Here is a 15,661-nt window from a genome sequence, read left to right as displayed (position 1 = left end):
CTTCGGAGTTCCCGAACGCCTTCGCCCTTCGCTACCGGGCGGCAACCGACGCCGCGAAGATGCGGGCAACGTCGGCAAGCCGCTGCGCATAGACTTGGGCACTCGGCGGCTCGCCCGTCTTTGCGCCGGCCGCCGCGAACATCAGGCCGGCGATCCAGTCCCCGGTGGGGACGCACGCGCGGGCAAAGGCGATTTCGCCCTGGCTCTCGGCTTCCTGAAGAAGTTGCGCTGCCAGCTTGGCGAATATCTGCTCGAACGCCTGCAACTCGCGCGTCGCGATGGCGTTCATGACCGCCTTCAGCTCGACGAGATGTTCGCCGGTGCCGAAGCTCGCATAGGCTTGCCCATGATGAGCCTGCAGCAGGGCAGCAAGCCGCTCCGGAAACGGGCCCTTGCTCGCGACGACCTCACGGCAACGTGCCTCGACGCGGCGTCCTAGCAGGTCCAGCATCGCCCGAAAGACGTCGTCCTTGCCCTTGAAATGCAGGTAGAGCGTCGCCTTGGCCAGCCCCGCCTCCTTGGCGATGTCGTCCATCGAGCTGCGCTTGTAGCCATAGCGGGCGAACAGCCGCAGCGCCGCCTCGGCGATCTGGTCGACGCGAGCACGAGCGTCGTCGACGGGGAGAGAGCTGGAACTTTCGCGTCTGTCCGACATTGCAGCGTCAGTAGTCTTGACAAAATCCAAACTGCGCGCGACCATCCCAAATAGACTCAAATCGTCTATCTAGTCCAGTCGCGCGACCCAGGGCTACGGATACATCGCCCGTCATCTGATATGTCAGATCGGGCCATCGAGGGCGAGCCCTCGATCCGCACCATGGTGCCGCGCTGCGTCATGCCAGCATCGGAGGCAGCCATGGTCTCTCTCAAAGTCAACGGGACGACGCATACCGTCGACGTCGACGACGACACGCCCTTGCTCTGGGCCATCCGCGACAATATCGGCCTCACCGGCACCAAGTTCGGCTGCGGCATCGCCCAATGCGGCGCCTGTACAGTCTATATCGATGGCCAGCCGCTGCGCTCCTGCGTGACCCCGGTCTCCGCGGTCGGGACCAGCGAGATCACCACGATCGAGGGCCTCGCCGGCAAGGAGGCGGATGCCGTCCAGGCCGCCTGGATCGCCCGCGACGTGCCGCAATGCGGCTATTGCCAGTCCGGCCAGGTGATGAGCGCCATCGCCCTCCTCAAGGAAAACCGCAAGCCGACCGATCGCGACATCGATCTCGCGATGAACGGCAACATCTGCCGCTGCGCCACCTATGTCCGCATCCGCGCCGCGATCCATGACGCGGCTCGCGCGCTGGAGATCTGAGCCATGACCGCGCATGATCCCGCCCTTTCCCGCCGAATGCTGCTCAAAGGCGCCGGCGCCCTCGTCATCGGCTTCAACCTGCCGCGCAATGCCCGCGCCCAGTCCGGCGCTGCGGCCGGCTACCGGCCCGGCGGCAATGACAGCTTCGCGCCGAATGCCTTCATCCGCGTCGCGCCGGACGACACCGTCACCGTGATCGTCAAACATATCGAGTTCGGCCAGGGGCCGTTCACCGGCCTCGCCACCCTCGCCGCCGAGGAGATGGACGCCGCCTGGAGCCAGATGCGCGCCGAGCATGCGCCGGCCGACGTCAAGCTCTACGCCAATCTCGCGCTGGGGGTTCAGGGCACTGGCGGTTCGACCGCGATTGCCAACAGCTGGGAGCAGATGCGCAAGGCCGGCGCCGCCGCCCGCGCCATGCTGGTCCAGGCGGCCGCCGATGCCTGGAAGGCTCCCGTCTCCGAGATCAAGGTCGAGGCCGGCGTCATCAGCCATGCCTCCGGCAAGCAGGGTCGCTTCGGCGAGTTCGCCGAGGCAGCGGCGAAACTGCCCGTGCCCGAGAACCCGCCGCTGAAGCCGGCCTCTGCTTACCGGCTGATCGGCAAGGAGGGCGCGGTGAAGCGCCTCGACACCGCCGACAAGACGCGCGGCAAGGCTCAGTTCACTATCGATATCCACGCGCCGAACATGCTGACGGTGGTCGTCGCCCGCTCGCCGCGTTTCGGCGGCAAGGTCGCCAGCTTCGACGCCTCGCAGGCGCTCAAGGTCAAGGGCGTCGTCGACGTCAAGCAGATCGGCTCCGGCGTCGCGGTCTATGCCAGCGGGATGTGGCCGGCTCTGAAGGGCCGCGAGGCGCTCAAGGTCACCTGGGATGACAGCGAGGCGGAGAAGCGCGGCAGCGCCGAGCTGATCGCCGAATATCGCCGCCTCGCCCGCCAACCCGGCACGGTCGCCGGCAGCCACGGTGACGCCGAAGCCGCGCTCGCCAAGGCCAACCGGGTCATCGAAGCCGAGTTCGTCTTCCCCTATCTGGCGCATGCGCCTATGGAGCCGCTCGACGGTTATCTGGAATGGGACGGCGAGAAGGCGCATGCCCGCTTCGGCAGCCAGTTCCAGACCACCGAGCACCAGACCATCGCCACCATCCTCGGCCTGCCGCCCGAGAAGGTGAACCTCGAGACCATGCTCGCCGGCGGCAGCTTCGGCCGGCGCGCGCAGGTCAGCCAGCACCTTGCTGCCGAGCTTGCCATGGCCGCCAAGGCGATCGGCCCGAACCGGCCGGTCAAGATCGTCTGGACCCGCGAGGACGATCTCACCGGCGGCTACTACCGCCCGCTCTTCGTGCACCGCCTCAGGGGTGCGGTGAAGGATGGCAAGATCACCGCCTGGTCGAACACAGTGGTCGGCCAATCCTTCTTCCTCGGCACGCCCTTCGAGTCCTTCGTGGTCAAGAACGGCATCGACGCGACCTCGGTCGAAGGCGCCAACGAGATCTTCTACGAGGTACCGGATTTCCGCTGCGAGGTGCACAACCCCAAGGTCGGCGTGCCCACCCTGTGGTGGCGCTCGGTCGGCCACACCCACACCGGCTATGCCGTCGAGTGCTTCGTCGACGAGTTGCTGCAGGCCGCGGGGCAGGACCCGCTGCAGGGCCGGCTCGCGATGATGGGCGACAGGCATCCGCGCGCCGCAGCTGTCCTCAAGGCGGTCGGCGAGATGGCCGGCTGGAAGGGCTCCGCGCCGGTCGATGGCCGTGCGCGCGGCGTCGCCGTGGTCGAGAGCTTCAATTCCTTCGTCGCCCAGATCGCCGAGGTCTCGATCGGCCCGGAGGGCGAGCCGAAGGTGCACAAGGTCTGGTGCGCGGTGGATTGCGGCGTCGCCGTCAATCCCGACGTCATCCGCGCCCAGATGGAGGGCGGCATCGGCTTCGGCCTCGGCCACGCCCTCTACGGCCAGATCACGCTCGACGGCGGCCGGCCGGTCCAGACCAACTTCCACGAGTACCGCTCGCTGCGCATCCACGAGATGCCGGAGGTAGAGGTCAGGATCATCGCCTCCACAGAGAAGCCGACGGGCGTCGGCGAGCCCGGCGTGCCGCCGATCGGCCCCGCCGTCGCGAACGCGCTCGCCGCGCTCGGCCATGGCCGGCCGCGCCAGCTGCCAATGCAGGGAGGCACGGTCTGATGAGCCGAAATCTGATCCTCGCCGCCTCGGCAGCGCTCGCTGTCTGCGTCACCGGCAGCGCGCTGACGCTGGCGCAGAGTGCCGGCCAGCCCCAGCCCGGCGGCACGGCCCTACGTCCGGCTTCGAGCTTCGCCTCGATTGCCAATCAGCGCGACCGCTCGGTCGCGCTGTTCAACGAGATGGGCAAGGTGCTCACGCATCCGCGCTGCATGAACTGCCATCCGGCGACGGAGCGGCCGCGCCAGGGCGATGCGCGCAAGCTGCACGAGCCGGTGGTCGTACGCGGCAAGGACGGCCATGGCGCAGCCGGGCTGCATTGCGCAACCTGCCACGGAAAGGAGAATTTCGATCCGGCAGGGGTTCCCGGCGACGGGCACTGGGCACTCGCTCCTGCCTCCATGGCCTGGGAGGGTAAGACGATCGGTCAGATCTGCGAGCAGCTGAAGGACCAGAATCGCAACGGCAGCCGCGACACCGCCGCGCTGATCAAGCACGTCACCACCGACACCCTCGTGCTCTGGGGTTGGAATCCCGGCAAGGGCCGCCAGCCGGCACCGGGCACCGCAGCGGAGTTCGGCGCGCTGATGCAGGCCTGGGCCGACAGCGGTGCTGCCTGCCCGGCGCCGTGAAAGGGTCGGCCCAGCCGGGTTTGAACATCCGCGTTGTCATCCCGGACGCGGCGAAGCGGAGATCCGGGATCCATGCCGGACCTGTTCAGGCATGGATCCCGGGTCAAGCCCGGGATGACCACGCGTTTCCCGCTCGAATCAGCGGGCGCTACGGAGCGGTAGATTTCCCGCCCGCCCCAAAGGGCTCGAAGCCCGGCAACGCTGCGACCAGCGCGCGGAAGCTGTCGCCACGCACCTCGAAATTGGGGAACTGGTCGAAGGAGGCGCAGGCCGGCGAGAGCAGCACCGCGATCTCGCCCTCGCCCGGCTTCGCCAGCGCGTCTCGCGCCGCGTCCGCCACCGCCTTGTCGAGCGTGTCGCTACGCTCATAGGCGACGCGTCCGTCATCGTCGAAGGTCGCGGCGAAGAGGTCGCTGGCTGCCCCGATCAGATAGGCCTTGGCGATGTTCGGGAAATAGCGGCGCAGGGACTCGATACCACCATCCTTGGCCTTGCCGCCGAGTATCCAGAAGATGTCGTGGAAGGAGGTCAGCGCCTTCTCGGTCGAGTCGGCATTGGTCGCCTTGGAATCGTTGATGAAGACGACGCGGCCGATCCGGCCGAGTTCCTCCATGCGATGCGCCAATCCCGGATAGCTCTTGAAGCCCGCTTCGATCTCTTCAGCGCTCAGGCCCAGCGCCGCACAGGCGGCGAAGGCTGCCGCCGCGTTCTGGGCATTGTGTGAGCCGCGCAAAGAGCCGATGCCGGCGAGATTAGCGACGACGCGCGGCTTGCCGCCCCTGACCTCGACGATACGGGTGTCGAGCCGGCCCTGATTGGCGGTGACGCCGGCAAAGACGCCCTCGTCCAGCGGTTGCTCGCCGCTGATCTTCACGAGCGGGCGCCCCCCGGCGGCACGGCGACGCGCCATCTGCTTCGAGGCCTCGTCATCGACCCCGAGCACGGCGATATCCGCTGCTGCGACCAACCGCTCCTTGATCGCGGCGTAGTTCTCCAGCGAGCCGTGCCGGTCGAGATGATCAGGCGTCAGGTTCATCTGGATGCCGACCGTCGGCGCCAGCGTCGGCGCGAGGTCGATCTGGTAGCTCGAGCACTCGATGACATGGATGCGATCAGCCGCCGGTGGCTCCAGCGCCAGCACGGCAGTGCCGATATTGCCGCCCATCTGGACGTCGCGCCCGGCTTCCTTGAGCACATGCGCGATCAGCGCGGTGGTGGTCGACTTGCCGTTGGTGCCGGTGATGCAGATGACCGGCGAACCCGGCGCGGTCTTCGCCCGCTCACGGAAGAACAGCTCGACATCCCCAATGATCTCGACGCCCGCAGCCTCGGCTTTCCCGACGGTCCAATGCGGCTCCGGATGCGTCAGCGGCACGCCCGGCGACAACACGAAGGCAGCGAAGCTCGACCAATCGGCACCCGCCAGATCGACGACAGTGATGCCTTCGGCCGCCGCCTTCTCCCGGCTCTTCTCGCTGTCGTCCCACGCTGAGACATCCGCGCCGCCAGCCTTCAGCGCGCGCGCAGTGGCAAGGCCCGAGCCGCCGAGGCCGAAAAGGGCGACCTTGCACCCGGCGAACACGGTGACGGGCGTCATGCTCTGTGTCTCAGCGCAGCTTGAGCGTGGAGAGGCCGACAAGCGCCAGCACCACGGAGATGATCCAGAAGCGGATCACCACCTGCGGCTCTGTCCAGCCCAGCTTCTCGAAATGGTGGTGGATCGGCGCCATCAGGAAGACGCGCTTGCCGGTACGCTTGAACACCGCGACCTGGATGATCACCGAGAGCGCCTCGACGACGAAGAGGCCGCCGACGATGGCGAGCACGATCTCGTGCTTGGTCGCGACCGCTATGGTGCCGAGCAGGCCGCCGAGGCCGAGCGAACCGGTATCGCCCATGAAAATCTGGGCCGGCGGCGCGTTGAACCAGAGGAAACCGAGGCCGGCGCCGATCACCGCGCCGCAGACCACGGCGAGTTCGCCGGCGCCGGGGATGTGGTGGATCTGCAGGTAGTTGGCGAAGATCGCGTTGCCGACGAGATAGGAGATGAAGCCGAAGGTGCCGGCCGCGATCATCACCGGCACGATGGCGAGCCCGTCGAGCCCGTCCGTCAGGTTCACCGAGTTGCCGGCGCCAACCACCACGAAGGCCGTGACCAGCGGGAACAGGATGCCGAGCGGGATGATAGCTTCCTTGAGGAAGGGCATAGCGAAGCCGGAGCCGATTGCCGGTGGCTGCGTCTGCATGATGAAATAGCAGGCGATCAGCGCGACCACGACCTCGATGGAGATGCGCGCCTTGCCCGAGAAACCCTTGTGCGACTGCTTGGTGACCTTGAGATAGTCGTCATAGAAGCCGATGGCGCCGTACGCCGCCGTCACCCCGAGCACGATCCAGACATAGGGGTTGCGCAGATTGCCCCAGAGCAGCACCGCGGCGAACAGGCCGGACATGATCATCAGCCCGCCCATGGTCGGCGTGCCGCGCTTGGCGAGATGCGTTTCCGGCCCGTCGGTGCGGATCGGCTGTCCCTTGCCCTGCTTGATCCTGAGCCAGGAGATCGCCGCTGGCCCGAAGAAGAAGACGAACAGCAGCGCCGTCGCCGTCGCCCCGCCTGCGCGGAAGGTGATGTAGCGAAAGACGTTCAGGATCGGGAAGGTGCCGGAGAGTTCGGCGAGCCAGACGAGCATGCTTCGTTATTCTCTTAGATCACGATGATTTTGGAGCGATTCGATCCAAAATCATAAAACGTGATCGATTCCAAAAGATGAGAGCGGGATGCGAAAAACTGGTTTCCACTTTTTCGCATCCCGCTCTTGGAGATCAGTCATCGGCAGGCATGGCAGGAAAGCGCGCGAGGATCGCCTTGACGATCGGCCCCATGCGCGAGCCGAGCGACCCCTTCACCGTGATGACATCGCCGGCACGGATCGCATCGAGCACGAGCGGCTCCAGTTCGCCCGCCCCGGGGGCATAAGCCCCCCGCATGGGCGAAGGCAAGCTCTCATAGAGCCCTTTCATCAGCGGCCCGCAGGCGAAAACCTTGTCGATCTTGCTAGCGACCAGAGGATCAGCCAGGCCTCGGTGCAGCTCCGCGCCTGTGGATCCGAGTTCCAGCATATCGCCGAGCACGGCGATGCGGCGGCCCCGCCCCTCGACCGGCAGGCGGCCGAGATTCTCGATCGCAGCGCGCATCGATGCGGGGTTGCCGTTGTAGCTTTCGTCGAGCAGCGTGATCCGTCCGCCCGGCGCCTGCAAAATCTGCCGTGCCCCGCGTCCTGCCGGCGGCTTCAGATCGCCCAGCGCCAGCGCCGCGAGCGCGAGGTCGGCGCCGAGCGCATGGACGACGGCGAGCACACCGAGGGAGTTCAGCACGATATGCTTGCCCGGGCTGCCGAGACGATAGGTGACGGGCTCGCCGAAGACGCGCGCCTCGACCGTCGACATGTCCGGCTTCAGCGCGCAGGAGACGAGCTTCACGTCGGCATCGGGACTTTCGCCGAAGGTGATGATCCGCCCGGCCGGGCCGGACTTGGCGATGTCCCGCAGCAGTTCGGATTGCGGAATGTCGGCATTGACGATCGCCGTGCCGCCCTTCTCAAGCTCCCAGAAGACACCGGCCTTCTCTTCCGCGATGCCCTCCAGCGAGGCGAAAGCGGCCAGATGCACCGGCTGGATCGTGGTGATGATCGCAACCTGCGGGCGCACCATCCGCGCCAGGGGCACGATCTCGCCCGGGCTGTTCATCCCGATCTCATAGACCGCATAGGCCACGTCGCTGGGAGTACGACACAAAGTGAGCGGCACGCCCCAATGGTTGTTGTAGGAGGCGACCGGCGCATGCGTCTTGCCCTGCCGCGAGAGCACGAGGCGCAGCGCCTCCTTGGTGCCGGTCTTGCCGACCGAGCCGGTGACGGCGATGACGCCCGCCTTGAGCTCCGCCCGCCGCGCCGTTCCGGCCCGCTCCATCGCCTTCAGCACGTCCGGAACGACGGCGAGCGCACCGGCGCCCGTGAGGTCCGCCGCATGCGCCTCATCGACCACCGCGAGCGCAGCACCCTTCTGAAGCGCAGCCTTGACAAATTCATGCCCGTCGCGCGCCTCGCCCTTGATGGCGAAGAAGGCGTCACCCGGCTCAACAGTGCGGGTGTCGATCGAGGCCCCCGTCACGGCCGGCGGCACGGCGCCCTCGGGCCGCGCGCCCAGCGCCGCGATCAGCTTGTCTCCGGTCCAGAGAGGGGCGCTCATCCTGCGATCTCCGATAGCGCTTTCCGGACCACGTCGTGATCGGAGAAGGGCAGTGTGCGGTCGCCCACGATCTGGCCGGTTTCATGGCCTTTTCCGGCTATGACCAGCAAATCCCCAGGCATCAGCATGCACACCGCGCTTCTGATCGCCTCCTCGCGGTCGCCGACCTCCAGGAGCTTCGGCGAGGCAGCCATGATCTCGGCACGGATCGTCGCCGGATCCTCGCTGCGCGGGTTGTCGTCGGTAACGATGGCGATATCGGCCTTCTCGGCCGCGATCGCCCCCATCAGCGGGCGCTTGCCCTTGTCGCGGTCGCCGCCGCAGCCGAAGACGCAGATCAACCGCCCGGAAGCATAGCGCCGTAGCGTCGTCAGCACGGCGGCCAGCGCATCCGGCTTGTGGGCATAGTCGACCACGACGAGCCCGCCATTGGCCTCTCCGACGCGCTCCAGCCGCCCGGCCACGCCCTCGAGGCCCGCAATCGCCTGCAGCGCGGCGGCCTTGTCTTCGCCGGTCGCGATCGCAAGCCCGGCTGCGACCAGCGCGTTGCCGGCCATGAAATCGCCCACCAGCGGCAGCGCGACCGAGAGCTTCTGCCCGTCGAAACCGACCGTGAGCCGCTGCGAGAAGCCATCGCGCTCATTGCCAAGCAGCGTCAGCGTCTCGCCCTTGCGGCCGATGCCAATGATCGGATGCCCGCCGGCGGCGGCGGCCTGCGCCGCCTCCTCCGCATAGGGCTCGTCGCGATTGATCACGACCGGCGCACCTTCCGGCAGCAGCTCCCAGAGCCGGAGCTTGGCGGTGAGATAGTCCTCGACGCTGGGATGATAGTCGAGATGGTCGCGCCCGAGATTGAGAAAGGCGCCGGCTTGCAGCCGCACGCCGTCGAGGCGGCGCTGGTCGAGCCCGTGCGAGGAGGCTTCCATCGCGAGATGGGTGATGCCGTCACCGGCGAGTTGATCCAGCGAGGCGTGCAGCGAAAGCGGGTCGGGCGTCGTCAGAGAGCCGTAATCGGCGCCCTTCGCCGTCACCACGCCGATGGTGCCGAGGCTCGCCGCCTCATGGCCGAGTGCCTGGAATATCTGCCGGGTGAAATCCGCGACGGAGGATTTGCCGCTCGTCCCTGTCACCGCGACGATGGTCTGCGGCTGGCGCGGATGGATCTTCGCGGCAGCCAGCGCCAATGCAAGGCGCGGATCGTCGACCTGCGCGAAGGCGACGCCCGCCGGCAGGTCGGCCGGGCGCGGGCCGCCCGAAATAACGGCGACGGCGCCATGCCCCACCGCGTCCATGATGAAGCGCGCACCGTCCGCCTTCGCACCGGCGAGCGCGACGAAGACGTCGTCCCCCGTGACCTTCCGGCTGTCGAAGGCGACGCCGTGCACCTGCTGGCTGGCGGCGTCGACGTCGAAGGTCTCGGGGAAGAGGTTTCCGAGGCTGTATCCGGTCATCGTCATGGTCACCGTGTATAGGCCGAGATCAGCGCGAACCCCAGGCCCCGAGCTTCGCCATCAGCGGGAAGGGCGACGGCGGCGGGTCGAAGCGCGGCGACAGGCCCAGAATCGGGGCGGCACGCTCGATCACCTTGCCGGTGGTGACGCCGGCATTCCAGGCGGCGGTCGAATAGCCGCCGCTCTCGGCATAGCCCTTCGGCTCGTCGTAGATCGCGAGGAAGAGATATTTCGGCTTGTCCGAGGGTGCGATCGCCGTGAAGGTCGTGAAGTTCTTGTTCTTGGCGTAGCGGCCGTTGATGACCTTCTCGGCCGTGCCGGTCTTGCCACCGACGAAGTAGCCGGGAATGTCGGCCTTGCGGGCGGAGCCCTTCTCGCCGTTGAGGCGCATGATGTAGCGCATCGCCTCCGAGGTTTCCGGCTTGATCACGCGCGTCGCCACCTTGCGCGCATCCTCCTCGGTGCGCTTCAGGAAGGTCGGCTTCATCAGATAGCCGCCATTGACCAGCGCCGCGACGGCGGAGAGGGCCTGCAGCGGCGCGACCGCCAGGCCGTGGCCGAAGGCGATGGTCGCGGTGTTGATCTCGCCCCAGCGCTGCGGGACGATCGGGGCGGCGCTTTCCGGCAGCTCCGTCGTCATCCGGTCGAGCTGCATCATCTTCTTGAGGAAGGCCTTGTGGCCCTCGACGCCGACGGCGAGCGCCATCTTGATCGAGCCCATATTGGACGAGTGCAGGAAGACCTCGGGCACCGTCAGGTTGCGGCCGGTGCCGTGGTATTCCTTGATGACCTGGCGGCCGAACCGCATCATGCCGCCGGCGGTCGAGAAGCTCGAATTGATGTTGACCTTGCCGGAATCGAGCGCCATCGCGATGGTCAGCGCCTTGAAGGTCGAGCCCATCTCGTAGACGCCGACATTCATCCGGTTGATGCGGTCCTTCTCCAGCGCGTCGACCGGATTGTTCGGATCGAAATCCGGCAGCGAGGCCAGCGCGATCACCTCGCCGGTGTTCACGTCCATGATCGCGCCGGCCGCCGCGATGGCCTTGAAGCGCTCCATGCCCTTGAAGAGCTCGTCGCGCAGCAGGTGCTGGACGCGCAGGTCGATCGAGAGCTGAACCGGCTTGAGATCGGAGGCCTCGGTCGCAAGGCCGGCGCCGTTGAGGTCCTGCAGCCCCTGCGAGTCGATATATTTCTCGATGCCGGCGATGCCGACATTGTCGACGCTGGCGAAGCCCAGCACATGCGCAGCCGCCGTGCCGTTGGGGTAGACGCGCTTGTTCTCGGGCACGAAGCCGACGCCGGGGATACCGAGCCGGTGCACCTCGGCCTGCTGGCGCGGCGTGATCTCGCGCTTCACCCAGACGAAGCCCTTCTTGGTGCCGAGCTTGTCGCGCAGATCCTTGGCATCGAGATCGGGCAGCACGGCCGTCAGCAGCTCGGTCGCCTCGTCCTTATCGAGGATCTTGCGCGGCTCGGCGAAGACGGAGACCGTACGGATGTCGGTCGCCATCACCTCGCCGTTGCGGTCGGTGATGTCGGGCCGCGCCGCGGAGATGGCGTTGGAGGTCGCGCGGCGCAGGCCGACCTGCTCGTTCGGCAGTGTCGCCAGCATGACGAGCCGGCCGGTAATGGCGATGAACAGCGCCGAGAAGCCGAGGATGACCAGGCCGACGCGCGGCTGGCTCTTCTCGCCGCTCATGCGGAAGACATCACGCAGCCAGGCCAGGCGCCCGCGCTTGACCGCGCCCCCGGCGGCCTCGTGCTGCTGCTCCATCGGGGCCTCGTTCTGTTTCGGTCCGGTCATGGCATCGGCCCCGGCGTCGTCGCGCCCGTCCTGGCGCTCTTCGGCGTTTCGGTCGGGACGCTGAGGCCGAGATCCTCAAGCTTGCGGCCGATGGTGTCGACCTTCGGGCCGCGATTGGGGATATCGGAAGGCTTCACGACCTGCGTCACGACGAAGGGCTGCAGGTCGAGGTGCCGCTCGGCCAGCGCCTGGACCCGGTCGGGCCGGTTCAGGAACTGCCACTCCGCCTTGAGCACCTGGATCGCGTCGCGTTCGCGCTGGGTCTTGGTCTTGAGCTTCTGGAGATGCTCGGCCGCCAGCGTCGTCTCGTATTTGATCGAATAGGCATAGACCGCCGAGGAGACCAGTGCGCCGATGGCAATGACATGCAGGAGCTTGATCACGCTCAGGATCTCCGGCGCGGCTGCGGGTCGGGGACGGTCGAAAGCGCGACGAGCCCGGCATCGGCGCTGCGTGCCGGCGCCTCGTTGCGCTCGGCGGCGCGCAGCTTGGCCGAGCGCGCCCGCGGATTGGCCCGCATCTCGGCCTCGGACGGCGCGACCGCGCCCTTGGCGATCAGCCGGAAGGTCGGCTGCGCGGCAGCCACGGCCGGAGCATGACGCGAGCCGGCCGGCACGCGGCCCGAGCGCTCGGCGAAGAATTGCTTGACGATGCGGTCTTCCAGCGAGTGGAAGGTCACGACGACGAGCCGCCCGCCGGGCTTAAGCACCGTCTCGGCCGCATGCAGAGCCCTGACCAGCTCGCCGAGTTCGTCGTTGACCGCGATGCGCAGCGCCTGGAAGACGCGCGTCGCCGGATGTGCCCCGCCCGGCTCGCCGCGCACGATGCCGGCGACGAGATCGGCAAGCTGCTTGGTGGTGGTGAGCGGCGCCTTGCGGCGAGCCTCGACGACGGCGCGTGCGACGGCGCGCGAGCGGCGCTCCTCGCCATAATGGTAGAAGATGTTGGCGAGGAGCCCTTCCTCGGCCTCGTTGACGATCTCGGCCGCGCTCTGCCCCTGCCCGCTCATGCGCATGTCGAGCGGCCCGTCGAAGCGGAATGAAAAGCCACGCTCGGCCTGATCCAGCTGCATGGACGAGACGCCGATGTCGAGCACGACGCCGTCGAGCGGCGCCATCTTGAAGCGCTCGGCTTCCTCGGCGAGCTCGCCGAAGCAGGCCTGCGACAATGTCAGCCGCCCGTCCATCGCCGCGACGAGATCGGCCCCGCCCGCGATCGCCGTCGGATCGCGGTCGAGCCCGAGCAGGATCGCGCCCGGCGCCGCATCGAGGATCGCCTTCGTGTAGCCGCCGGCTCCGAAGGTGCCGTCGAGATAGCGCCCGCCCGGTTGCGGCGCGAGCGCTTCCAGCACTTCAGCGAGCAGCACGGGCACATGACGAGCCGGTCCGCCAATGGCCGCACCTGGACGGTCGCCACGATCCGTCATGTGCCCGCACCTCCGGCTGGAATGGTCAATCCGCCCAGCGCGCGCTTGACGTCGCGCAGCCGCGTCCGCGCGGCTTCGAGATGGGCGCGGAAACGCTCCGGCTCCCAGATCTGGAATTTGTGGCCATGGCCCACGAAGGTCACCATGTCGCCGATCCCGGCATGCGCCTTCAGCGCCTCGCTCAGCACCATCCGCCCCTCCGTATCGACCTTCAGCACCTCTGAGGTGCCGTTGAGCGCCGTCGAAAGCAGCTCCCATTCGTCCGAGAACGGCGAGAAGCGCGCCAGGATGTCGTCGATCGTGGCCCGCAGCGCGTTGCCGCCGGCGTCCAGCGCCGGCAGGTCGAGCGCCTGATGGACATAGAGCCCCTCGTAGCCGTCCTTCGCAAGGACAGCCCGGAAACTTGAAGGAATGGAAACACGCCCCTTGGCGTCGAGCCGATTGGTGAAGTTCGAGACGAAGCGGTCCGTCAACGCCGCCTCCCGGCTTGCTCCTCACGGCGCCGCAGCACGACGAGGCTGGCGGCGAAAAGACCCCCCGCCGAAGCGGGCAAGACACCTCCTGCAGCCAAATTCCGCGCGGCACACGGACCTTGACCTTTGGATTGCCTGCCGGCTTCGACGGGATGATTTGGGATAGCATGGGCAATAATGGGCGTCAATGGAATCGAGGGTGCGCGAACGCACCTGCGGGGACTCTCCGCCATCACAGCTCGTTAAGGTTAAGTATCCGTAAGCGCGCGGAATTCGGCGCCGCGGCACCCTTCGCCACGGCGACGCACGGCACGACCGCGATGAAAAATTTCTACGGAAGCGCAGCGTCATTCCGGACAAGCTGCAAAGCAGCGCCGATCCGGGAGCCTTCACAAGGCACCCGCGCCCTCCGACGGATTCCGGGTCAACCCGGGAACGACGCCGCACCTCAGGTGAGAGACGGAATGTTCAAGCGTCCCGGGAAGCCGCCAGCAGCGCGTCGCGAACAAGGCCGAGCTGATCGCGCAGCCGCCCTGCATCCGGCGCCGTCGCCCCCAGCGCCTGCCCGATCGCATCCTGGATGCAACGGCCCCGCTCCCGCATCCGCTCGCCCTTCTCCGTCAGCAGGATGCGGACCTGGCGCTCGTCGCGCGCGTCGCGCTCGCGCCGGATGATGCCGGCGGCGTCTAGTCGCTTGAGCAGCGGCGTCAGCGTGCCGGAATCCAGCATCAGCTTCTCGCCGAGCTCCTTCACGGCCAGCCCGTCCTGCTCCCAGAGCACGAGCATCACGAGATATTGCGGATAGGTCAGCCCGAGCTCGGCGAGGACCGGCCGATAGGCCCGGTTGAAGGCATGGCCGACCTGATAGACCGCAAAGCAGAGCTGCTGCTCAAGCCGCGGCATCGCCTCTTTGGCCTCGCTTTGCTCCGTCATCGCATCCTCATCATCAGCAGCTCAGGCAAAGCGGAATTTGCCCGCGCGATCAACCGACCCGTCATTTGCATAAATTGATTGTTGACAATCTAATTGTGCACAATCTAAATGGCAAGCATCGGTTCACCGCAGAGTAGGAGCATCCCATGAAAATCCTCTACACCGCCCATGGTTCCGCCACCGGCGGCCGCGAAGGCCAGGCCGCGACCGATACCGGCAACGTCAAGCTCGTCCTGAACACGCCGAAGGAGCTCGGCGGCGGTGGCGGGGAAGGCACCAATCCGGAGCAGCTCTTCTCGATGGGCTATTCGGCCTGCTTCCTCGGCGCGCTCAAATTCGTCGCCGGCAAGGAGAAGGTGAAGATTCCTGAGGACGCCCGGGTCAGCGCCGATGTCGGCATCGGCCCGCGCGACGACGGGCAGGGATTCGGCATCGCCGCGAAGCTGACCGTCTCGGTGCCGGGCCTCGACAAGGCCGTGGTCGAGGACCTCGTGAAGAAGGCCCACGTCGTTTGCCCCTACTCGCACGCGACGAAGGGCAACATCGACGTCCAGACGACGGTGGCCTGAGGCGAAGCCGTCAAGCGACACGGCGCAGTCATCCCGGACGCAGCGCATGCGCGGTCGCCCGGGACGACGCGGCTCTGAAGAGACGATCGGGAGCGCCGAAAAGGAGGCGCCGGCCGGCAGGCTTGGCTCGACCCGCAACACCGGAAGCGCAGAAAGCCGCGCCTGAGTCCGCCGGAGCAGAATTCGCGACGGTAGAGGTGCCAGTCGGCCTGTAAGCCGGGTTCTGGATGGCCGGAGGATCGCTCCCCCGACGTGACGGCCATTCCTCTGGGACGCGCATTGCTGCGCGCCTCGAGCAACCAACCCGGACGACGGGGCTCAGAAACCAGCCCCTCTCCGCTTGCGCGGAAAGCGTCGTCCCTATTCGGTCTTGCTCCCGGTGGGGCTTGCCATGCCGTCCCCGTTGCCGGGTCCGCGGTGCGCTCTTACCGCACCTTTTCACCCTTACCGACGGGCAGGAGCCGAAGCTCATGGCCGGCGGCGGTTCGATCTCTGTGGCGCTTTCCCTGGGGTCGCCCCCGCCGGACGTTATCCGGCACCGTGTTTCCGTGGAGCCCGGACTTTCCTCCCCCGCGAGCGGGAGCGGCCGTCCGGCCGACTGGCGAGGGGGGAATGCGCGCTGGCGC

14 protein-coding genes and 1 other RNA gene are annotated in these 15,661 nt (G+C 67.3%); 4 read left to right on the top strand and 11 right to left on the bottom strand.

Annotation, left to right across the window (positions count from 1 at the left end):
- Positions 1 to 31: 31 nt before the first annotated feature.
- Positions 32 to 700 carry a TetR/AcrR family transcriptional regulator gene (locus AC1DNE_RS01760; protein WP_476766278.1) on the bottom strand — a complete coding sequence of 223 codons (669 nt, stop codon included), beginning with the start codon at positions 698 to 700 and terminating at the stop codon, positions 32 to 34.
- A gap of 156 nt (positions 701 to 856) precedes the next feature.
- Here AC1DNE_RS01760 and AC1DNE_RS01755 point away from each other — a divergent pair, with 156 nt between their 5' ends.
- Genes AC1DNE_RS01755 through AC1DNE_RS01745 form a run of 3 tightly spaced genes read left to right on the top strand, consistent with a single transcriptional unit; the run spans position 857 to position 4,128 of the window.
- Entirely contained in the window at positions 857 to 1,315 is a 459-nt protein-coding gene (locus AC1DNE_RS01755; protein ID WP_476766277.1) for a (2Fe-2S)-binding protein, read from the top strand.
- 3 nt (positions 1,316 to 1,318) lie between these two features.
- Entirely contained in the window at positions 1,319 to 3,499 is a 2,181-nt protein-coding gene (locus tag AC1DNE_RS01750; RefSeq protein ID WP_476766276.1) for a xanthine dehydrogenase family protein molybdopterin-binding subunit, read from the top strand.
- On the top strand, positions 3,499 to 4,128 hold the full coding sequence (locus tag AC1DNE_RS01745) for an Isoquinoline 1-oxidoreductase subunit (RefSeq protein WP_476766275.1): 630 nt from the start codon (positions 3,499 to 3,501) through the stop codon (positions 4,126 to 4,128). Before AC1DNE_RS01750 ends, AC1DNE_RS01745 begins: the two co-directional genes overlap by 1 nt.
- Positions 4,129 to 4,276: 148 nt before the next feature.
- On the opposite strand, the gene murD is transcribed toward AC1DNE_RS01745, so the two are convergent.
- The 9 genes from murD to AC1DNE_RS01700 form a co-directional block, all read right to left on the bottom strand.
- Positions 4,277 to 5,725, bottom strand: coding sequence for a UDP-N-acetylmuramoyl-L-alanine--D-glutamate ligase (gene murD / locus AC1DNE_RS01740; protein ID WP_441469700.1), 1,449 nt, complete (start codon positions 5,723 to 5,725; stop codon positions 4,277 to 4,279).
- A 10-nt stretch (positions 5,726 to 5,735) separates the two neighbouring features.
- On the bottom strand, positions 5,736 to 6,818 hold the full coding sequence (mraY, locus tag AC1DNE_RS01735; RefSeq protein ID WP_441469701.1) for a phospho-N-acetylmuramoyl-pentapeptide-transferase: 1,083 nt from the start codon (positions 6,816 to 6,818) through the stop codon (positions 5,736 to 5,738).
- 133 nt (positions 6,819 to 6,951) lie between these two features.
- Complete coding sequence (locus AC1DNE_RS01730) at positions 6,952 to 8,376, bottom strand: UDP-N-acetylmuramoylalanyl-D-glutamyl-2,6-diaminopimelate--D-alanyl-D-alanine ligase (RefSeq protein WP_441469702.1); 1,425 nt, start codon at positions 8,374 to 8,376, stop codon at positions 6,952 to 6,954.
- Positions 8,373 to 9,827 carry a UDP-N-acetylmuramoyl-L-alanyl-D-glutamate--2,6-diaminopimelate ligase gene (locus AC1DNE_RS01725; protein ID WP_441469703.1) on the bottom strand — a complete coding sequence of 485 codons (1,455 nt, stop codon included), beginning with the start codon at positions 9,825 to 9,827 and terminating at the stop codon, positions 8,373 to 8,375. The genes AC1DNE_RS01730 and AC1DNE_RS01725 overlap by 4 nt, the downstream gene beginning before the upstream one ends.
- A 28-nt stretch (positions 9,828 to 9,855) precedes the next feature.
- The gene (locus AC1DNE_RS01720) at positions 9,856 to 11,604 is read right to left on the bottom strand and encodes a peptidoglycan D,D-transpeptidase FtsI family protein (RefSeq protein ID WP_441470029.1); all 1,749 of its coding nucleotides are present in this window, start codon (positions 11,602 to 11,604) and stop codon (positions 9,856 to 9,858) included.
- A gap of 26 nt (positions 11,605 to 11,630) precedes the next feature.
- Entirely contained in the window at positions 11,631 to 12,017 is a 387-nt protein-coding gene (gene ftsL, locus AC1DNE_RS01715) for a cell division protein FtsL (RefSeq protein ID WP_441469704.1), read from the bottom strand.
- 2 nt (positions 12,018 to 12,019) lie between these two features.
- Complete coding sequence (gene rsmH / locus AC1DNE_RS01710) at positions 12,020 to 13,060, bottom strand: 16S rRNA (cytosine(1402)-N(4))-methyltransferase RsmH (RefSeq protein ID WP_441469705.1); 1,041 nt, start codon at positions 13,058 to 13,060, stop codon at positions 12,020 to 12,022.
- The gene (locus tag AC1DNE_RS01705) at positions 13,057 to 13,533 is read right to left on the bottom strand and encodes a division/cell wall cluster transcriptional repressor MraZ (RefSeq protein ID WP_441469706.1); all 477 of its coding nucleotides are present in this window, start codon (positions 13,531 to 13,533) and stop codon (positions 13,057 to 13,059) included. The genes rsmH and AC1DNE_RS01705 overlap by 4 nt, the downstream gene beginning before the upstream one ends.
- Positions 13,534 to 14,001: 468 nt before the next feature.
- Complete coding sequence (locus AC1DNE_RS01700) at positions 14,002 to 14,466, bottom strand: MarR family winged helix-turn-helix transcriptional regulator (protein ID WP_441469707.1); 465 nt, start codon at positions 14,464 to 14,466, stop codon at positions 14,002 to 14,004.
- Between the two features lie 146 nt (positions 14,467 to 14,612).
- On the opposite strand from AC1DNE_RS01700, the gene AC1DNE_RS01695 reads away from it, so the two are divergent.
- Positions 14,613 to 15,035: an organic hydroperoxide resistance protein gene (locus AC1DNE_RS01695; protein ID WP_441469708.1), complete on the top strand. Its 423-nt coding sequence runs from the start codon at positions 14,613 to 14,615 to the stop codon at positions 15,033 to 15,035.
- A gap of 196 nt (positions 15,036 to 15,231) precedes the next feature.
- Here the strand turns inward: AC1DNE_RS01695 and rnpB are convergent.
- An RNA gene (gene rnpB / locus AC1DNE_RS01690) (RNase P RNA component class A) lies at positions 15,232 to 15,637 on the bottom strand.
- Positions 15,638 to 15,661: the final 24 nt, after the last annotated feature.

The sequence above is a fragment of the Allobosea sp. 05L423 genome, assembly GCF_056397745.1.
This window is presented reverse-complemented; position numbering and strand designations above follow the sequence as displayed.

Excerpts from the sequence above, each read along its gene's own strand:
- AC1DNE_RS01695 (WP_441469708.1), top strand. The coding sequence starts at position 14,613 with ATGAAAATCCTCTACACCGCCCATGGTTCCGCCACCGGCGGCCGCGAA.
- AC1DNE_RS01760 (WP_476766278.1), bottom strand. The coding sequence starts at position 700 with ATGGTCGCGCGCAGTTTGGATTTTGTCAAGACTACTGACGCTGCAATG.
- AC1DNE_RS01730 (WP_441469702.1), bottom strand. The coding sequence starts at position 8,376 with ATGAGCGCCCCTCTCTGGACCGGAGACAAGCTGATCGCGGCGCTGGGC.
- murD (WP_441469700.1), bottom strand. The coding sequence starts at position 5,725 with ATGACGCCCGTCACCGTGTTCGCCGGGTGCAAGGTCGCCCTTTTCGGC.
- mraY (WP_441469701.1), bottom strand. The coding sequence starts at position 6,818 with ATGCTCGTCTGGCTCGCCGAACTCTCCGGCACCTTCCCGATCCTGAAC.
- AC1DNE_RS01700 (WP_441469707.1), bottom strand. The coding sequence starts at position 14,466 with ATGACGGAGCAAAGCGAGGCCAAAGAGGCGATGCCGCGGCTTGAGCAG.
- AC1DNE_RS01720 (WP_441470029.1), bottom strand. The coding sequence starts at position 11,604 with ATGGAGCAGCAGCACGAGGCCGCCGGGGGCGCGGTCAAGCGCGGGCGC.
- AC1DNE_RS01755 (WP_476766277.1), top strand. The coding sequence starts at position 857 with ATGGTCTCTCTCAAAGTCAACGGGACGACGCATACCGTCGACGTCGAC.
- rsmH (WP_441469705.1), bottom strand. The coding sequence starts at position 13,060 with ATGACGGATCGTGGCGACCGTCCAGGTGCGGCCATTGGCGGACCGGCT.
- AC1DNE_RS01750 (WP_476766276.1), top strand. The coding sequence starts at position 1,319 with ATGACCGCGCATGATCCCGCCCTTTCCCGCCGAATGCTGCTCAAAGGC.
- AC1DNE_RS01725 (WP_441469703.1), bottom strand. The coding sequence starts at position 9,827 with ATGACCGGATACAGCCTCGGAAACCTCTTCCCCGAGACCTTCGACGTC.
- AC1DNE_RS01745 (WP_476766275.1), top strand. The coding sequence starts at position 3,499 with ATGAGCCGAAATCTGATCCTCGCCGCCTCGGCAGCGCTCGCTGTCTGC.